This window comes from Microbacterium panaciterrae (genome assembly GCF_039541635.1).
GTDB classification, from domain to species: Bacteria; Actinomycetota; Actinomycetes; order Actinomycetales; family Microbacteriaceae; genus Microbacterium; species Microbacterium panaciterrae.
Genome location: NZ_BAABGP010000005.1, coordinates 21,405 through 37,200 on the forward strand (window position 1 = coordinate 21,405; position 15,796 = coordinate 37,200).

At 71.2% G+C, this 15,796-nt stretch carries 15 protein-coding genes; 9 read left to right on the forward strand and 6 right to left on the reverse strand.

The annotated features are described in order from the left end of the window. The first annotated feature begins 35 nt into the window (after window positions 1-35). Both ABD882_RS03690 and ABD882_RS03695 read left to right on the forward strand, forming a co-directional pair. Window positions 36-1,481, forward strand: coding sequence for a glycoside hydrolase family 1 protein (locus ABD882_RS03690; protein ID WP_345184480.1), 1,446 nt, complete (start codon window positions 36-38; stop codon window positions 1,479-1,481). A 4-nt stretch (window positions 1,482-1,485) separates the two neighbouring features. Then, entirely contained in the window at window positions 1,486-2,532 is a 1,047-nt protein-coding gene (locus tag ABD882_RS03695) for a LacI family DNA-binding transcriptional regulator (RefSeq protein ID WP_345184482.1), read from the forward strand. Window positions 2,533-2,562: 30 nt separating this feature from the next. Here ABD882_RS03695 and ABD882_RS03700 read toward each other — a convergent pair whose 3' ends face one another. Both ABD882_RS03700 and ABD882_RS03705 read right to left on the reverse strand, forming a co-directional pair. Continuing rightward, complete coding sequence (locus tag ABD882_RS03700; RefSeq protein WP_345184485.1) at window positions 2,563-3,909, reverse strand: uracil-xanthine permease family protein; 1,347 nt, start codon at window positions 3,907-3,909, stop codon at window positions 2,563-2,565. Between the two features lie 180 nt (window positions 3,910-4,089). Next, window positions 4,090-4,980, reverse strand: a complete 891-nt coding sequence (locus ABD882_RS03705) for a phosphoribosylaminoimidazolesuccinocarboxamide synthase (protein WP_345184487.1) — start codon at window positions 4,978-4,980, stop codon at window positions 4,090-4,092. Window positions 4,981-5,204: 224 nt separating this feature from the next. Between ABD882_RS03705 and ABD882_RS03710 the strand changes: the two genes are divergently transcribed. Together ABD882_RS03710 and ABD882_RS03715 are read left to right on the forward strand one after the other, a co-directional pair. Further along, window positions 5,205-5,810 carry a PadR family transcriptional regulator gene (locus tag ABD882_RS03710; RefSeq protein ID WP_345184489.1) on the forward strand — a complete coding sequence of 202 codons (606 nt, stop codon included), beginning with the start codon at window positions 5,205-5,207 and terminating at the stop codon, window positions 5,808-5,810. Then, window positions 5,803-7,320 (forward strand): DHA2 family efflux MFS transporter permease subunit, encoded by a 1,518-nt coding sequence (locus tag ABD882_RS03715; protein WP_345184491.1) that lies wholly within the window; start codon window positions 5,803-5,805, stop codon window positions 7,318-7,320. The genes ABD882_RS03710 and ABD882_RS03715 overlap by 8 nt, the downstream gene beginning before the upstream one ends. A gap of 62 nt (window positions 7,321-7,382) precedes the next feature. Here ABD882_RS03715 and purD read toward each other — a convergent pair whose 3' ends face one another. Both purD and ABD882_RS03725 read right to left on the reverse strand, forming a co-directional pair. Further along, entirely contained in the window at window positions 7,383-8,660 is a 1,278-nt protein-coding gene (gene purD, locus ABD882_RS03720) for a phosphoribosylamine--glycine ligase (RefSeq protein WP_345184493.1), read from the reverse strand. 43 nt (window positions 8,661-8,703) lie between these two features. After that, entirely contained in the window at window positions 8,704-9,444 is a 741-nt protein-coding gene (locus ABD882_RS03725; RefSeq protein WP_345184496.1) for an NUDIX hydrolase, read from the reverse strand. Between the two features lie 43 nt (window positions 9,445-9,487). Between ABD882_RS03725 and ABD882_RS03730 the strand changes: the two genes are divergently transcribed. Beyond that, window positions 9,488-9,856, forward strand: coding sequence for a sterol carrier family protein (locus tag ABD882_RS03730; RefSeq protein WP_345184498.1), 369 nt, complete (start codon window positions 9,488-9,490; stop codon window positions 9,854-9,856). 174 nt (window positions 9,857-10,030) lie between these two features. Continuing rightward, complete coding sequence (locus tag ABD882_RS03735; protein ID WP_345184500.1) at window positions 10,031-10,348, forward strand: potassium transporter Trk; 318 nt, start codon at window positions 10,031-10,033, stop codon at window positions 10,346-10,348. Window positions 10,349-10,370: 22 nt separating this feature from the next. On the opposite strand, the gene ABD882_RS03740 is transcribed toward ABD882_RS03735, so the two are convergent. Beyond that, window positions 10,371-10,970, reverse strand: coding sequence for a zinc-binding alcohol dehydrogenase (locus tag ABD882_RS03740; protein WP_345184502.1), 600 nt, complete (start codon window positions 10,968-10,970; stop codon window positions 10,371-10,373). A 56-nt stretch (window positions 10,971-11,026) separates the two neighbouring features. Between ABD882_RS03740 and purM the strand changes: the two genes are divergently transcribed. From purM to ABD882_RS03755, 3 genes are read left to right on the forward strand one after another with little or no spacing between them, the layout of a single operon-like run. Then, the gene (gene purM / locus ABD882_RS03745; RefSeq protein WP_345184505.1) at window positions 11,027-12,142 is read left to right on the forward strand and encodes a phosphoribosylformylglycinamidine cyclo-ligase; all 1,116 of its coding nucleotides are present in this window, start codon (window positions 11,027-11,029) and stop codon (window positions 12,140-12,142) included. Between the two features lie 5 nt (window positions 12,143-12,147). Then, complete coding sequence (gene purF / locus ABD882_RS03750; protein ID WP_345184507.1) at window positions 12,148-13,605, forward strand: amidophosphoribosyltransferase; 1,458 nt, start codon at window positions 12,148-12,150, stop codon at window positions 13,603-13,605. After that, window positions 13,578-14,933, forward strand: coding sequence for an MFS transporter (locus tag ABD882_RS03755; RefSeq protein WP_345184509.1), 1,356 nt, complete (start codon window positions 13,578-13,580; stop codon window positions 14,931-14,933). The genes purF and ABD882_RS03755 overlap by 28 nt, the downstream gene beginning before the upstream one ends. 9 nt (window positions 14,934-14,942) lie before the next feature. Here ABD882_RS03755 and ABD882_RS03760 read toward each other — a convergent pair whose 3' ends face one another. Further along, entirely contained in the window at window positions 14,943-15,794 is an 852-nt protein-coding gene (locus ABD882_RS03760) for an MOSC domain-containing protein (protein ID WP_345184511.1), read from the reverse strand. Window positions 15,795-15,796 lie beyond the last annotated feature (2 nt).

Consider the following 15,796-nt stretch of genomic DNA (forward strand, 5'->3'; position numbering starts at 1 on the left):
TCCCGCACGGCCTCACAAAGGAGCACCCGAACCCCATGAACGCCGCGAACTCATCCTTCCGACGGTTTCCCGACGACTTTCTGTTCGGCGCCGCCACCGCCGCATATCAGATCGAGGGCGCCGCGTTCGAGGACGGACGCACCGCCTCGATCTGGGACGCGTTCGCCCGCGTCCCCGGCGCCGTGCACAACGGCGAGACCGGCGACGTCGCCTGCGATCACTACCACCGCTATCCGGGCGACGTGGCGCTGATGTCCGAGCTCGGCCTGCAGACCTACCGCTTCTCCACGTCGTGGGCCCGGGTGCGACCCGACGGCGGCGCGCAGAACCCCGAGGGCATCGCGTTCTACGACCGGCTCGTGGACGAGCTGCTCGGCGCCGGGATCGTGCCGTGGCTCACGCTCTATCACTGGGACCTGCCGCAGGCGCTCGAGGAGAAGGGCGGCTGGGCCTCGCGCGACACGGTCGACCGGTTCGTCGACTACGCGCTCGGTGTGCACGACGTGCTCGGAGACCGGGTGCAGCACTGGACCACTCTGAACGAGCCGTGGTGCTCGTCCTTCCTGTCCTACACGGCGGGCGTGCACGCGCCGGGGCGCACCAGCGTCGAGGACGGGATCCTCGCCGCCCACCACCTCCTGCTCGCGCACGGCCGCACGATCGAGGCCCTGCGCGAGCGCGATCCGCAGCTCGACCTCGGCATCACACTCAACCTCACGGTCGCGGATCCGGCCGACGCGCGCGATCCCGGCGATGTCGACGCCGCTCGCCGCATCGACGGCCAGTTCAACCGCTGGTTCCTGGATCCGATCCTGCGCGGCGCCTACCCGGCCGACGTCGTCGAGGACATCCGTGCGGTGGATCCGATCGCGGTGCGCCGCTGGGCGAGCGCGATCGAGGACGGTGACCTCGACACGATCGCGGCGCCCCTGGACTGCCTGGGCATCAACTACTACCACGGCGAGCTCGTCTCCGGGACACCGCAGCCGGGCGTCGAGGGCACGCCGCACGACGGCGCCGGCGACGGCGCGACCGGCCGTCGCACGCGCTCGCCGTTCCCGGCCGCCGATGACGTGCACTGGGTCGAGCGCGGCCTGCCCCGCACCGGCATGGACTGGGAGGTGCAGCCCGAGGGGCTCACCCGGGTGCTGCGCCGGATCGGCACGGAGTACGCGCCGATGATCCCGCTCTACGTCACCGAGAACGGCGCCGCCTACGACGACGTGCTCGAGGGCGGTCAGGTGCACGACGCCGAGCGGGCCATGTTCCTGCGCGAGCACCTCGCCGCGACCTACGACGCGATCGAGGAGGGGGTCGACGTGCGCGGCTACTTCGCCTGGTCGCTGCTGGACAACTACGAATGGGCGTGGGGCTTCGACAAGCGCTTCGGGATCGTGCGGGTCGACTACGACACGCAGGAACGCACCGTCAAGGACTCCGGCCGGGAGTACGCACGGATCATCGCCGCGCGTGCCGTCTGAGCGCATGACGGACCAGAGGGGGGCGGATCCGATGCCGCGACCGGCGCGCGCGACGATCGAGGAGGTGGCGGTCGCCGCCGGGGTCTCCCGATCTACGGTGTCGCGCGTCGTGAACGGGTCGACCGCGGTGAGCCCCGAGGCGCTCGCGGCCGTGCAGGACGCGATCGCGCGGCTCCACTACGTGCCGAACAGGGCCGCCCGGTCGCTGGCCAGCCGGCAGACGCATGCGATCGCGCTCGTCGTGCCCGAGGACACCACGCGGTTCTTCGGGGATCCGTTCTTCGGCGCGGTGGTCGCAGGGATCAGCGATCGCGTCGGCCGTTCCGACTACATCCTGAACCTGCTGATCGCGAGCGATGACCCCGGCGGGCGGATGACCGGGTTCGTGCGCAACGGGGGCGTGGACGGCGCGATCATCCTGTCGCACCACACCAGCGACGTGTTCATCGATCGCATCGTCGAGGCGGTGCCGGTGGTCTTCGGCGGGCGTCCTTCGACCGAACGCGACACCGACTACATCATCGACGTCGACAACGTCGCGGGCGCCCGGCTGGCGACGGAGCACGTGATCGGTGGCGGACGGCGCCGGATCGCGACCATCACGGGGCCGCTGTCGATGGCGGGCGCGGTGGATCGGCTGCGCGGGTTCCGTGAGGCGCTCGCCGATGCCGGCCTCACGCCGTTCGCGGAGCTGCCCGGCGACTACGCCGAGGTCGACGGCGCAGAGGCGGCGCGGTCGTTGCTGGCCGCCGCGGCCCGGCCCGGCGGGGAGCTGCCCGACGCGATCGTCGCCGCGAGCGACCTGATGGCGCGCGGGGCGCTGCAGACCCTCCGGGCTGCCGGGATCCGGATCCCCGAGGACGTCGCGATCGTGGGCTACGACGACTCGTCGGTCGCCGTGTCGACCGATCCGCCGCTCACCACGATCCGCCAGCCCATGCACGCGCAGGGCGAGGCGATGGCGAGCGTGCTCATCGACCTGCTCTCCGGCGGGCATCCGCCGCAGCACACGATCCTCGACACCGAGCTGGTGGTGCGCGGGTCGGCGTGACCGTCGCGTCGGGCTCAGGCGTGCTCGGGCTCAGGCCGGGTCGCCGCCGAGCGGGCCGACCGGCTCGATCGGGCGCGGGTCGTCCGCCCCCGACCGGCGCAGGCGGGCGATCGCATTGCCGCCGTGGTAGATGACGATCGCGGCGACTGTGGCGATCACGATGCCACCGAGCACGAACCCGGAGTCCTGGATCGCGATCGAGAACCCGCCCACCGCGATGATGAGCGCGACGGCCGCGGTGTACTGGTTCACCGGACGGGAGAAGTCGACCCGGTTGTCCACCCAGATCTTGATCCCGATCACGCCGATCAGGCCGTACAGCCCGGTCGTGATGCCGCCGAGCACCCCGGGCGGTACCGAGTTCACGATCGCGCCGAACTTCGGAGACAGGCTCAGCAGGATCGCGGCGATGCCGGCCACCCAGTACGCGGCGGTCGAGTACACGCGGGTCGACGCCATGACGCCGATGTTCTCGCCGTAGGTGGTGGTGCCGGATCCGCCGAACGCGCCGGCGAGGGTGGTCGAGATGCCGTCGGCGATGAGCGCCTTGCCGGTCTGCCTGTTGATCTCCGGATCCTCGACCATCGTCGCGACGCCGCGCACGTGACCGACGTTCTCGGCGATCAGCACGAGCACGACCGGCAGGAACATCGCTATCCCGCTCCACACGCCAGGGGTGCCGAAGTCGGGCAGATGGAACGTCGGCAACCCGACCCACGCGGCCTTGTCGACCGCCGCGAAGTCCAGCTCGCCGCGGAAGGCCGCGAAGATGTAGCCCGCGATGACGCCGAGGAAGATCGAGATCCGGCCGAGGAACCCGCGGAACAGCACCGCGAACAGGATCGCGATCGCGAGCGTGAAGGTGGCCGTGATCGGGGCCTTCGCGAAGTTGCCGTAGGCGGCGCCGGCGAGGTTGAAGCCGATGAGCGCGACGATGGTGCCGGCCAGCACGGGCGGCAGGAACCGATCCACCCACTTCACGCCCGCGGTGTGCACGACGACGCCGATGAGCGCCAGCAGCACGCCGACCGCGACGATGCCGGCGAGGGCGGCCCCGCGTCCATCCGATCCGCCGACTGCGTGCGCGGCCGTCGCCGCCGTGACCGGGGCGATGAACGCGAACGAGGATCCCAGGTAGCTGGGCAGCTTGTTGCGCGTGATCAGCAGGAACAGGATCGTGCCCACGCCGCTGAACAGCAGCGTCGTCGGCACGGGGAAGCCGGTGAGGATCGGCACCAGGAACGTCGCGCCGAACATCGCGACGACGTGCTGCACGCCGATCGCGATCGTGGCGGGCCAGTTCAGGCGCTCGTCCGGGCGCACGACGGCGCCGGGTTCGACGGTGCGACCGTTGCCGTGGATCTTCCACAGGGCCATGCGTGTGCTCCTCGGGATCGGGGTTGGGGCTGGGGGCTGGGGAAACCCTATCCTGGGCGTTGCCTGGGAGGGCAGGCGGTCAGGGATCCGACCCCGGCCGGGCGCTTCGACGGACTCGGCGACCAGGTTCGGCGACCGGGCTCAGCACCGGGGCCCATCGACGGGGGCTCGGCCTCCCGGTCAGGCCGTCAGGCGTTCGAGCAGCTCGGCGTAGCGGGCGGCGGTCTGCGCGACGATCTCGGCGGGCAGCAGCGGTGGCGTGCCCTGCTTGTCCCAGTGCGCGCTCAGCCAGTCGCGCACGATCTGCTTGTCGAAGCTGGCCATCCGCTCCGTGGGCGTGGATCCGGTGCGCCACGCCTCGGCGTCCCAGTACCGCGAGGAGTCGCTGGTGAGCACCTCGTCCGCCAGGCGCAGCACGCCGTCCGCGTCCACGCCGAACTCGAACTTCGTGTCGGCGAGGATGAGCCCGCGCTCCTCGGCGATCGCGGCCGCGCGGCGGTAGACCGCGAGCGACACGTCGCGCAGCTGCGTCGCACGCTCGGCGCCGACCAGCTCCGCGGTGCGCTCGAACGTGATGTTCTCGTCGTGCTGGCCCATCGGCGCCTTGTAGGCGGGGGTGAACAGCGGCTCGGGCAGCCGATCGCCGTTCTGCAGGCCGCTCGGCAGCGGGATCCCGCACACGGTGCCGCTCTGCTGGTACTCCGCCCAGCCGGATCCGGTCAGGTAGCCGCGCACGACGCATTCGATCGGCAGCATCTCCAGCGACATCGCCAGCATGGCGCGGTCGGCGACCTCGGCCGGTATCGCGCCGGCGACGAGGTGGTTCGAGACCGGATCCGCACCGTCGGCGAGCCGGTCGAACCACCAGCGGCTGAGCGCGGTGAGCAGGGCGCCTTTCTCCGGGATCCCCGGCTCGAGGGCGAAGTCGAACGCGCTCACCCGGTCGCTCGCGACGACGAGCAGGCGCCGGTCGGCCGGATCCTCGGGGGCGTAGAGGTCGCGGACCTTGCCCGAATAGAGGTGACGCCAGCCGGAGAGTTCGAGGGGCGCAGATGCGGATGCGGTGCTCACCCGTCCATTATCGTGCCGACGCGAGACTCCACATCTCGCATGAGACGCCGGGGCAGGGGTGGCGTCTCATGCCGGAAGCGGAGTCTTGCGAGGGCGTCGATGTCGGAAGCCCGGCGTAGGTTGCTTCCCGCGTGCCGATCGGGCTGCGCGGACTGGTGCTGTGCCTGGCATGGGCGTATAGTCCTAGCGGTATAGTTCAAATGGACTAATCGAAGGGAGTGAACGTGAAGCACTCCGCGCTCACCCCTCTGGGGGTGATGGTGCTCGCGCTGCTGCGCGAGGGCGACATGCACCCGTACGAGATGGTGCGGCTGCTGCGCGCGCGCCGGGACGACCGGATCGTTCCGATCACGAACGGCACGCTGTACCACACGGTCTCGCGCCTGCACGGGCGGGGGCTCATCGACGAGGTGGGCGTGGATCGCGACGGCAATCGGCCGGAGCGCACCACATACACACTCACGCCGGCCGGCCACGCTGCGGTCGGAGACTGGGTGCGTCGCGAGCTGGGTGTCACGGGGCGCACGACCTTCCCCGTCGCGCTCGCCGAGGCGCACAACCTGGAGCGGTACGAGGCCCTCGAGCTGCTCCGCACCCGTCGCACGCTGCTCGATCAGGAGCTCGCGTCCCTCTCCCAGGCGCTGGACGGCGCCGCAGCTCGTGACGTCCCCGATCAGTACCTCCTCGAAGTCTCGCGCCATCGGATCCTGCTGCAGGCCGAGATCGCGTGGCTCGACGATCTCATCCCCCGGATGGCCTCCCCCGACTTCGCGTGGGGACCGGATCCGGAACACCTTCCTGCCCAGCGAAAGGCACGTCAGAATGACTGAACCCACCCGCGCCGACGGACCCTCTGCCGGTCAGATCGGCACGTCGACCGGCGCCTACGCCGTCGGTCACAAGCCGAAGAGCCCCTGGCCCGCCCTCTGGGCGCTGGTCATCGGCTTCTTCATGATCCTCGTGGACACCACGATCGTCTCCGTCGCGAACCCGGCCATCAAGGCCGCGCTCGACCCGAAGACCAACAACCTCGACAACGTCGTGTGGGTCACGAGCGCCTACCTGCTCGCCTATGCGGTCCCGCTGCTGATCACCGGGCGCCTCGGCGACCGGTTCGGCCCGAAGAACATCTACCTGGTCGGGCTGACCATCTTCACGCTCGCGTCGCTGGGCTGCGGTCTGTCCGGCTCGCTGGAGCTGCTGATCGCGTTCCGCGCCGTGCAGGGCCTCGGCGCCGCGCTGATGACCCCCCAGACGATGGCGGTCATCACGCGCACCTTCCCTGCCGAGCGCCGGGGCGCTGCGATGGGGCTGTGGGGCGCCACGGCGGGCGTCGCGACCCTCGTCGGCCCGCTCGCCGGCGGTCTGCTCGTGGACGGCTTCGGCTGGGAGTGGATCTTCTTCATCAACCTGCCCGTCGGGGTGATCGGATTCGTGCTCGCCTGGATCCTGGTCCCGCGTCTGAAGACGCACGAGCACCGATTCGACATGGTCGGCGTCTTCCTCAGTGCGATCGGACTGTTCCTCATCGTGTTCGCGCTGCAGGAGGGCCAGCACTACAACTGGCACGGATGGATCTGGGCGATGATCGCGGCGGGCGTCGTCGTGATGGCGGTGTTCATCTGGCAGCAGGCGAAGACCCGCAGCGAACCGCTGGTGCCGCTCGAGCTCTTCCGCGACCGCAACTTCTCGGTCGCGAACTTCGGGATCGCGGCCGTCGGCTTCACCGTGACCTCGATGTCGCTGCCGATGATGTTCTTCTACCAGCTCGCCCGCGGCCTCACGCCGACCCAGGCGGCGCTGCTGCTGATCCCGATGGCGGTGCTCTCCGGCGTGCTCGCCCCGATCGCGGGACGGATCCTCGACCGGGTCGACCCGCGGATGCTGCTGGTGCCGGGACTCGGCCTCACCACGGTCGCGCTGATCTGGTACGGCCTCCTGATGAACCCGGACACCCCGGTCTGGATGTTCCTGCTGCCGTCGGCGCTCATGGGCATCGGCCAGGCGGGGATGTGGGGCCCGCTGGCGACCACGGCGACGCGCAACCTCGAACCGCGCCAGGCCGGCGCCGGCGCGGGCATCTACAACACCACCCGCACGATCGGATCGGTGCTCGGATCGGCGGCGATCGCCGCGCTCATGCAGGCCCGCCTCGAGGCGAACCTGCCGGGGGCGGCCAGCCACGGCGGCGACTTCGGCACCGGCAAGCTGCCCGCCTTCGTGATCGGCGGGTTCTCGACCGCCATGTCGCAGTCGATGATCCTGCCGGCGGCAGTGATCCTCGTCGGCGTGATCGGGATCCTGTTCATGCAGCGTCCGAAGCACCTCGTGAAGCGCTGACACTGCTCGCCGTATCGGCGCCTCCTCGATGCTGCGAGGGCGCGCCGACGGCGTGCGGGCCGCTACTGCGCGACGCGGGCGGCGATGTCGGTGCGGTAGTGCGCGCCGTCGAGGCGGATCCGGCCGATCGCCTCGTAGGCGCGGGCGCGGGCGTCGGCGAAATCGGATCCGGTCGCCACGACGTTGAGCACGCGCCCCCCGGCTGCGATGAGGGATCCGCCCGGCGCATCGGGACCGACGGTCGCGGCGTGCACGATGCCGACGCCCTCGACCGCGGCGGCCTCGGCGAGGCCCTCGATCGGGCGTCCGGTCTGCGGAGCTTCGGGGTAGCCCTCGCTCGCCAGCACGACCGTGATCGCGACGTCGTCGGAGAAGACTGGCTGCGGCTCGTCCTCGAGCGTGCCGACGGCGGCGGCGAGCAGCAGCCGCGACAGCGGGGTGCGAAGCCGCGGCAGCACGACCTGGGTCTCGGGATCGCCGAAGCGCGCGTTGAACTCGATCACGCGCACGCCGTCCGGCGTGAGGATCAGGCCGGCGTAGAGCAGGCCGATGAACGGCGTGCCCTCGGAATCCAGCTGGCGGATCACCGGCAGGGCCACGTCGCGGGTGACCTCGTCGACGAACGCGGCCTCGCTGCCGAACTGCTCATCGAGCCACGGCAGCGGAGAGTACGCGCCCATGCCGCCGGTATTCGGACCCTCATCGCCGTCGAGCGCGCGCTTGAAGTCCTGCGCGGGGCTGAGTGCGCGCACGGTGTCGCCGTCGCTGAGGAAGAACAGCGACACTTCGGGGCCGGTGAGGAACTCCTCGATCAGCACCGGCCCGCCGGGCAGGTAGTGCTCGGCGTGCGCGAGCGCCGCCGTACGGTCGGAGGTCACGATGACGCCCTTGCCCGCGGCCAGGCCGTCGGCTTTGACGACGTAGGGGGCGCCGAGGTCGTCGAACGCGGCCTCGACTTCGGCGACCGTCGCGGCGCGCACCGCCCGCCCGGTCGGCACGGAGGCCGCCTCCATGATCCGCTTCGCGAACGCCTTCGAGCCCTCGAGCTGCGCGGCCGCCTTCCCGGGGCCGAACACGGGGATGCCGTGCCCCCGGACCACGTCGGCGACGCCTGCGACCAGCGGCGCCTCGGGGCCGACGATCACGAGATCGACACCGTGCGTGTCGGCGAAGTCCTTGACGGCGGATCCATCCATGGGATCGACCTCGACGAGCGTCGCATCCTGCGCGATTCCGGCGTTGCCGGGGGCGCAGAGGATCTCGTGCGTCTGCTCCTCCGCGCGCAGGGCGAGGATGATCGCGTGCTCACGGGCACCGGAACCGAGGACGAGGATCTTCACCCCGTCAGCCTACCGAGCGCGCGGTGCGGGATGACGGCCGGCGTCACACCTCGAGCACGATCGGACGCTCGTCCGCGCGATCCCACGGCAGCGTCCAGCCGGCGGCGTCGAACAGGCCGTCGAGCACCATCGCGGTGAAGCCCCACACGATCGTGCCGTCGACGTCGAACGCGGGGGCGCGGAAGGTCTGCCCAGTCCGGGTGAGCGTCGAGGTGAACCGCGTCTGCGGATCCAGCAGCGTCGCGACTGGCACGCGGAACACCTCCACGGTCTCGGCGTGATCGACGGCCACCACGCGCGAGGGGGAACGCCACCAGGCGAGCACCGGGGTGACCAGGTGGTTGCTGGCTGCGAGCGGGATCTCGGGCAGCGTGGCGAGGATCTCCACGCCGGCCGGATCCAGTCCGGTCTCCTCCTGCGCCTCGCGCAGGGCGGTCGCGACCACATCCGGATCCTGCGGCTCCCGCCGCCCGCCCGGGAACGAGACCTGTCCGGGGTGCGAGGAGAGCGTCGCGGCCCGGCGCTGCAGGAGGACGTCGAGGTCGGCGGGGACGGTCGCCGTCTCTGCGCCGGACGGTTCGTCGTCCAGACGCCCGAACAGGATGAGCACCGACGCGGGGTGCGCGCCGTCCTCGACCGCGGGGAACCCGCCACGACCGAGCGGGCCCTTCGCCGCTGCGGCGAGCAGATCGGCGCGCGCCCCGGCGGCCGTGCTCGATCCCGCGGCGGTGCCCGTGGCGCTGCCCGCGCCGGCGCCGGCGGGGATCTCGGCGGAGGAAGTCATCGAGCCGAGCCTATGCCCGCCGTGCCCTGCCTAGGCTGGATCCATGGCGAACAGGATCGACACGACGGCCGGGCGGGCGGCGCTCGACGCGACCCGCGCCGCGCTCGTCGCGGCGGAGAAGCCCGCGCGATCCGACTACGCCACGGCCGTGCGCTACCTGCTGCAACTGCTCGACGAGAAGGCGCCGGGCAACAGCGTCGAGGTGCGGGTGCCGCCGTTCGGGGCCGTACAGGTGGTGCAGGGGCCGCGGCACACCCGCGGCACTCCGCCGAATGTGGTCGAGCTGGATCCGGCGACCTGGATCGCGGTCGCGACCGGATCCGAACCGTGGTCCGCGGCGCTCGCCGCCGGGCGGATCCACGCCTCCGGCACTCGCGCCGACCTGACCGGGTTGTTGCCGCTGCGGCCGTGAGGCGGATCGCGGGTCTGAAGCCGTCCCCAGATCAGGACAAGTGACCGAGATCCGGAGGATCCTGCAGAATCGTCCGGATCTCGGTCAACCCTCCTGATCTCGGGACGTGCAGACCGACACCGACCAGAACCCGGGCCCGGCGCCGCGCACAGGCGCACGTGGGACAATAGGGGCATGAGCACGCCGCAGCCGCACCGCACAGAGCAGACCCTCGAGGCCCGCGTGCACCGTTCGCCGCGCTGGGGTGTCTTCCTCGGCATCGGAGCGGGTGCGGGAGTGGTCCTGGCGTTCCTGCTCACGATCGGCGGCAGCTTCCAGGCCTCCGCGGCGACGCAGGTGTCCTACCCGTTCGGCCAGGTGTTCGGGTTCCTCCTGCTGTGGACGGTTCCGCTCGGGATCGCCGTGTTCGGCGTCGTCGCGCTGATCCTGGAGCGTCGCGCCCGCCGCACCGAGCGCGTCGTCCGCGTCGACCGCGAGACCGTCACCGAATAGTCCCGCCGGCAAGCCCCCGGGATCAGGCCAGCTCGGCGATGATGGGCTTGATCGCCTCGTCGAAGTCGACGGGGTCGTGCCGCAGGCGGTCGGTGACCGCGACGCTGTAGGCGCCGATCCGCCAGATCCCACGCTGGGCCAGCGGCAGCACGTGCACGTTCAGCTCGAAGGAATGCGCGCGGCGCCCGGTCTCGCGTTCGAACTCCGCGAGAGCTGCGGCGTACGCGCGATAGGGATCGCCGCTGCCCGCGATCGAGCGCGCGTACCGCCGCTGCGCCTCGGTGGCGTAGTGCACGACCTCGGCCGCGAGGGGGGCGATGGCCGCCCGCAGCCGCTCGGCGCCCACGGTCGGCAGTGCGACGATCGTGTCGAAGCCGTCCACCAGCTCCAGTGGCGCGGCGGAGGGATGCGAGACCGGTTCGACCGTCATCTCCCAATACGACTGCCACTGCCGTTCGAGCGCGTCGTCCGTCGTGCCGTCGTCGAAGGCGCGCAGCGGATGGTCGCGCAGGACCGGCAGTGCGACCGGGACGCGGATCCCCAGCCGCTGCCGCAGAGCGAGCGCGACCAGGGTCGGAACGCCGGCCTCCTCGGTCACCAGCCACTGCGGCTTCTCGATCATGGCCCTATGGTACGGATCCGGGGCGGGGCACAGCCGCTCGCCGGTAGGATTGCCGGGTGTCCTCCCGCACCTATGCTGAGGCCGGCGTCGATACGGCAGCCGGCGATCGCGCCGTCGAACTCATGAAATCCGCCGTCCGTGCCACGCACGGACCCGAGGTGCTGGGAGGGGTCGGCGGTTTCGCGGGCCTGTTCGATGCCTCCGCCCTGCTCGGCTACCGCCGCCCGCTGCTCGCGTCGAGCACCGACGGCGTGGGCACGAAGGTCGCGATCGCGCAGGCGATCGACAAGCACGACACGATCGGGCACGACCTGGTCGGCATGGTCGTCGACGACATCGTCGTGGTCGGGGCGAAGCCGCTGTTCATGACCGACTACATCGCGTGCGGCAAGGTCGTGCCCGAGCGGATCGCCGACATCGTGCGCGGCATCGCCGAGGCGTGCGAGCTGACCGGCACCGCCCTGGTCGGCGGCGAGACGGCCGAGCACCCCGGGCTGCTCGGCGTCGACGACTACGACGTCGCGGGCGCGGCGACCGGGATCGTCGAGGCGGAGCGGATCCTCGGATCCGAGCGCGTGCAGGACGGTGACGTGGTGCTCGCCCTCGCCTCGAGCGGCCTGCACTCGAACGGCTACTCGCTGGTGCGGCACATCCTCGCCAAGGCGGGGATCGGCTACGGCGACCGCGCGGGCGATCTCGGCACGACCTGGGGCGAGGCCCTGCTGACCCCCACCCGCCTCTACACGACTCCGCTGCTCGCCCTGACTGACCGCTTCGAGGGTGCCGTGCACTCGCTCAGTCACGTCACCGGCGGCGGCATCGCGGCCAACCTCGCGCGCGTGCTGCCGCAGGGATCCTGGGCCGAGGTCGACCGCTCGACGTGGTCGCCCGCCCCGGTGTTCCGCGCGCTGAGCGACATCGCTGGCACCACGCTCGAATCGAGTGAGGGCACCTGGAACCTCGGCATCGGCTTCCTCGCGGTCGTCGACGCCGGATCCGCGTCCGCGATCGCCGCGTCGCTCACGGCGGGCGGAATCGACACCTGGCAGGTCGGCACGGTGCGGCTCGACGCCGTCGCGGCACGCCCGGCCGGAGACTTCGAGCAGGGCGCCAAGGGCGTCGACGGCGGTGCGGTGCGTCTGGTCGGCGCCTACGCGAACGGAGCGAACTGACCCCTATGTGCGGCATCGTCGGAATCGTCGGGCATTCCCCGGTCAACCAGGACATCTACGACGCGCTCCTGCTGCTGCAGCACCGCGGGCAGGACGCCACAGGCATCGCCACGGCTGAGCCCAGCGGGGTCATGCACATGGCCAAGGCGGAGGGCATGGTGCGCGAGGCGTTCCGCACCCGCGACATGCGCTCGCTGCTCGGCAACGTCGGGCTCGGGCATGTGCGCTACGCCACCAAAGGCACGGCGTCGAGCGAGGAAGAGGCCCAGCCGTTCTACGTGAACGCGCCGTACGGGATCATCCTCATCCACAACGGCAACCTCACCAACACGCGCGAGCTCACCGCCGACATGGCCCAGCGCGACCGCCGGCATCTGAACTCGTCCAGCGACACGGAGCTGCTGCTCAACGTGCTCGCGCACGAGCTGCAGGCCACCACGTCCACGGTCGACCTCGACTCCGAGCGGGTCTTCGAGGCCGTGGCACGCACGCACGAGCGGATCGAAGGCGCCTACGCGGTGATCGCGATCCTGGCCGGTTACGGCCTGCTCGCGTTCCGGGACCCGTACGGGATCCGCCCGCTCATCCTCGGCAAGCGGCTCCGGGACGGCAAGGACGAGTGGGTCGTCGCGAGCGAATCGCTCGTTCTGGAGAACGGCGACTACCAGGTCGTCCGCGAGATCGAGCCGGGCGAGGCCGTGTTCATCACGAACGACGGCACGCTGTTCTCGAAGCAGTGCGCGGCCGCCCCGGTGCTCGCGCCCTGCGCCTTCGAGTACGTGTACCTGGCACGCCCCGACTCGGTCATGAACGGGATCTCCGTGTACGAGTCGCGCCTGCGCATGGGCGACCGGCTGGCCGACACGATCGCGAAGCACGTGCCGCTGGACGAGATCGACGTCGTCATGCCGATCCCGGACTCGTCCCGCCCCGCCGCGATGGAGGTCGCCCGCAAGCTCGGCATCGAGTACCGCGAGGGCTTCTACAAGAACCGCTACGTCGGCCGGACCTTCATCATGCCGGGTCAGGCGGTGCGCAAGAAGAGCGTGCGGCAGAAGCTGAACGCGATGTCGACCGAGTTCCAGGGCAAGAACGTGCTGCTCATCGACGACTCGATCGTGCGCGGCACCACCTCCAAGCAGATCATCCAGATGGCCCGCGACGCCGGAGCGAAGTCCGTGATCTTCGCCTCGGCGGCGCCGCCGATCCGCCATCCGCACGTCTACGGCATCAACATGCCGTCCAAGCACGAGCTCATCGCGTACGGGCGCACGATCCCCGAGATCGCCGAAGAGCTCGGCGCCGACCGGCTGGTCTATCAGGAGGTCGAGGACCTCAAGGCCGCGATCACCGAGGGATCCTCCCTCACCGATCTCGACATGAGTCCGTTCGACGGCCGCTACGTGACCGGCACGGTCACCGAGGAGTACCTGGGGTGGCTCGAGGGGGCGCAGAGCTCGTGACGACGGGCGGACCGGTCGCCCGTCCGCTGTGGCACGGTCGCACCCTGGCGGTGCTCGGGATCGTGCTGGTCGCGTTCTCGCTGCGCTCGGCCGTCGCCTCGCTGTCGCCGGTGGTGGATCACATCGCCCGCGAGTTCCCGATGCCCGCGGCGGTGGTGGGCCTGATCGGCACCGCGCCGCCGGTGTGCTTCGCCCTGTTCGGCCTGCTCACGCCGCTCATGGAGCGCAGGCTGGGCCTGGAGCGCGTCACGGTGATCGCGCTCACCGCCGTGACCGTCGGGCTCGTCGCGCGCGGCGTCGCCGTGAACGCGACCACGCTGCTGATCGCCACGGCGCTCGTGTTCGCCGGAGTCGGGATGACGAACATCCTGATGCCGCCGCTGGTGAAGAAGTACTTCCCCGACCGGCTCGGCCTCATGATGACGCTGTACACGACGGTGATGGCGTTCTCCACCTTCCTGCCGCCGCTGGTCGCCGTGCCCGTCGCCGACGCCGCGGGGTGGCGGCTGTCGCTGTCGATGTGGGCGGTGTTCGCGCTCGCCGGCACGATCCCGTGGATCGTGATGCTGGTGCGCACCCGGGCTTCGTCGGTCCCTGAGCCCGTCGAAGGGCCCGACCGGCTCGAAGGGTCCGAACAGCCCGAACGGCTCTCGTTCGAGAGCGCCGCAGCCCTCTCGACCGGCCCGATCATCGTGGCGCCGTCGAGCTCGCGGGTGTTCGCACGGCTGGCGCGGATACCGCTGGCCTGGGTGCTCGCCGCCGTGTTCGGCACGTCCGCGAGCATGGCGTACACGGCGTTCGCGTGGCTGCCGACGATCCTGATCGATCAGACCGGAGTGACCCCGCAGGCGGCGGGGCTTCTGCTGTCGCTGTTCGCGTTCACGGGTCTGCCCGCCTCGCTCGTCGTGCCGGTGCTGATCGTGCGCTTCCGCGCCACGAGCGTGCTGTACGTGATCGGCGCGGTCGGTGCGGCGGGCGGCCTGCTCGGTCTGCTCTTCGCCCCGGATCCGGCGCTCGCCTGGCTGTGGGTGCTGCTGTACGGGCTCGCAGGGCTCCTGTTCCCGCTTGCGCTCGTGCTGATCAGCATCCGGGCGCGCGAACCCGAGACCGCGGTCGCCCTGAGCGGTTTCGTGCAGAGCGCGGGCTACGTGATCGCCGCGATCTTCCCGCTGCTGCTCGGACTCGTGCACACGGCGACTGACGGCTGGCAGATCCCGCTGATCGTGCTGGTGGCGCTGCTGGTGGCGTCGATCCCCGCCGGGATCTACGCCGGCCGCCACATCACGGTCGAGGCGGCGTGGGAGCGCCGGCACGGCCGGCGCTGGTAGCGGAACCGGTCACGGGCGCGGGGCCGCTTTCGGACCGCTGGCGAGGACGACCTCGTCGCCGAGCCGGATCATGCCCCCGGTGCCGGATCCGTCACCCACCGCACCGCTGACCCCGGGCAGGATCAGCAGTCGGCCGAGGGTCGGCTCGGCCTGACCGACCCGCCCGGTCAGCGTCGTCAGGACCTTCGCGTCGCGTTCGCCGCTGTCGGGGTTCGCGTGGGTGGCCAGGCAGCGCACGATCGGTCCGGCCGTGCTCAGGCGCACGTCGCCGATGCGCACCTCGCCCTCCCAGCCGAGATCGTCCCAGGCCTCGACGTCGTCGATCACGATGTTCGAGCGGAATCGGCGGTCGTCGATCGGCTGCCCGAGGGCGGCGCTCAGCGCGGTGACGCTGGCGGCACTGTGCACGGAGACATATCCGCGATGGCGGTCCTGGAACCGCGCGGTCACGCCGTCGCCGACGAGCACGAGCGGCAGCCGGCCGGGCCGCTTCAGACGTCCGCCCCCCGGCGACGCCCGTACGAACGCCGTGACCGCGTCGACGAGCGCGGCCCGTCCGGCGTCGTCCAGCCCTGCATCCACGAGCGTCGTCCCGTCGTGGTCGATCCGCACCCGGGTCGACGCGTGGTCGTATGTCAGCCGCAGCGCGGCGAGCGCGGGGAACGACTCCAGCGCGAGCCCCTTCGACTTCGGCCAGTGGTCCAGCCCGTCGCGATCCTCCGGGGCGGCGGCCTCGGCGAACCGGAAGGCGAGCACCCGGTCCCCCGATATCCGACCGTCGGCCTGCACGGTGAGGGCATCCAGCGATTCGGGGGTGAAGCCCTTCACGGGGTGGCGGTACAGGGCGACGACGCGGGGCATGC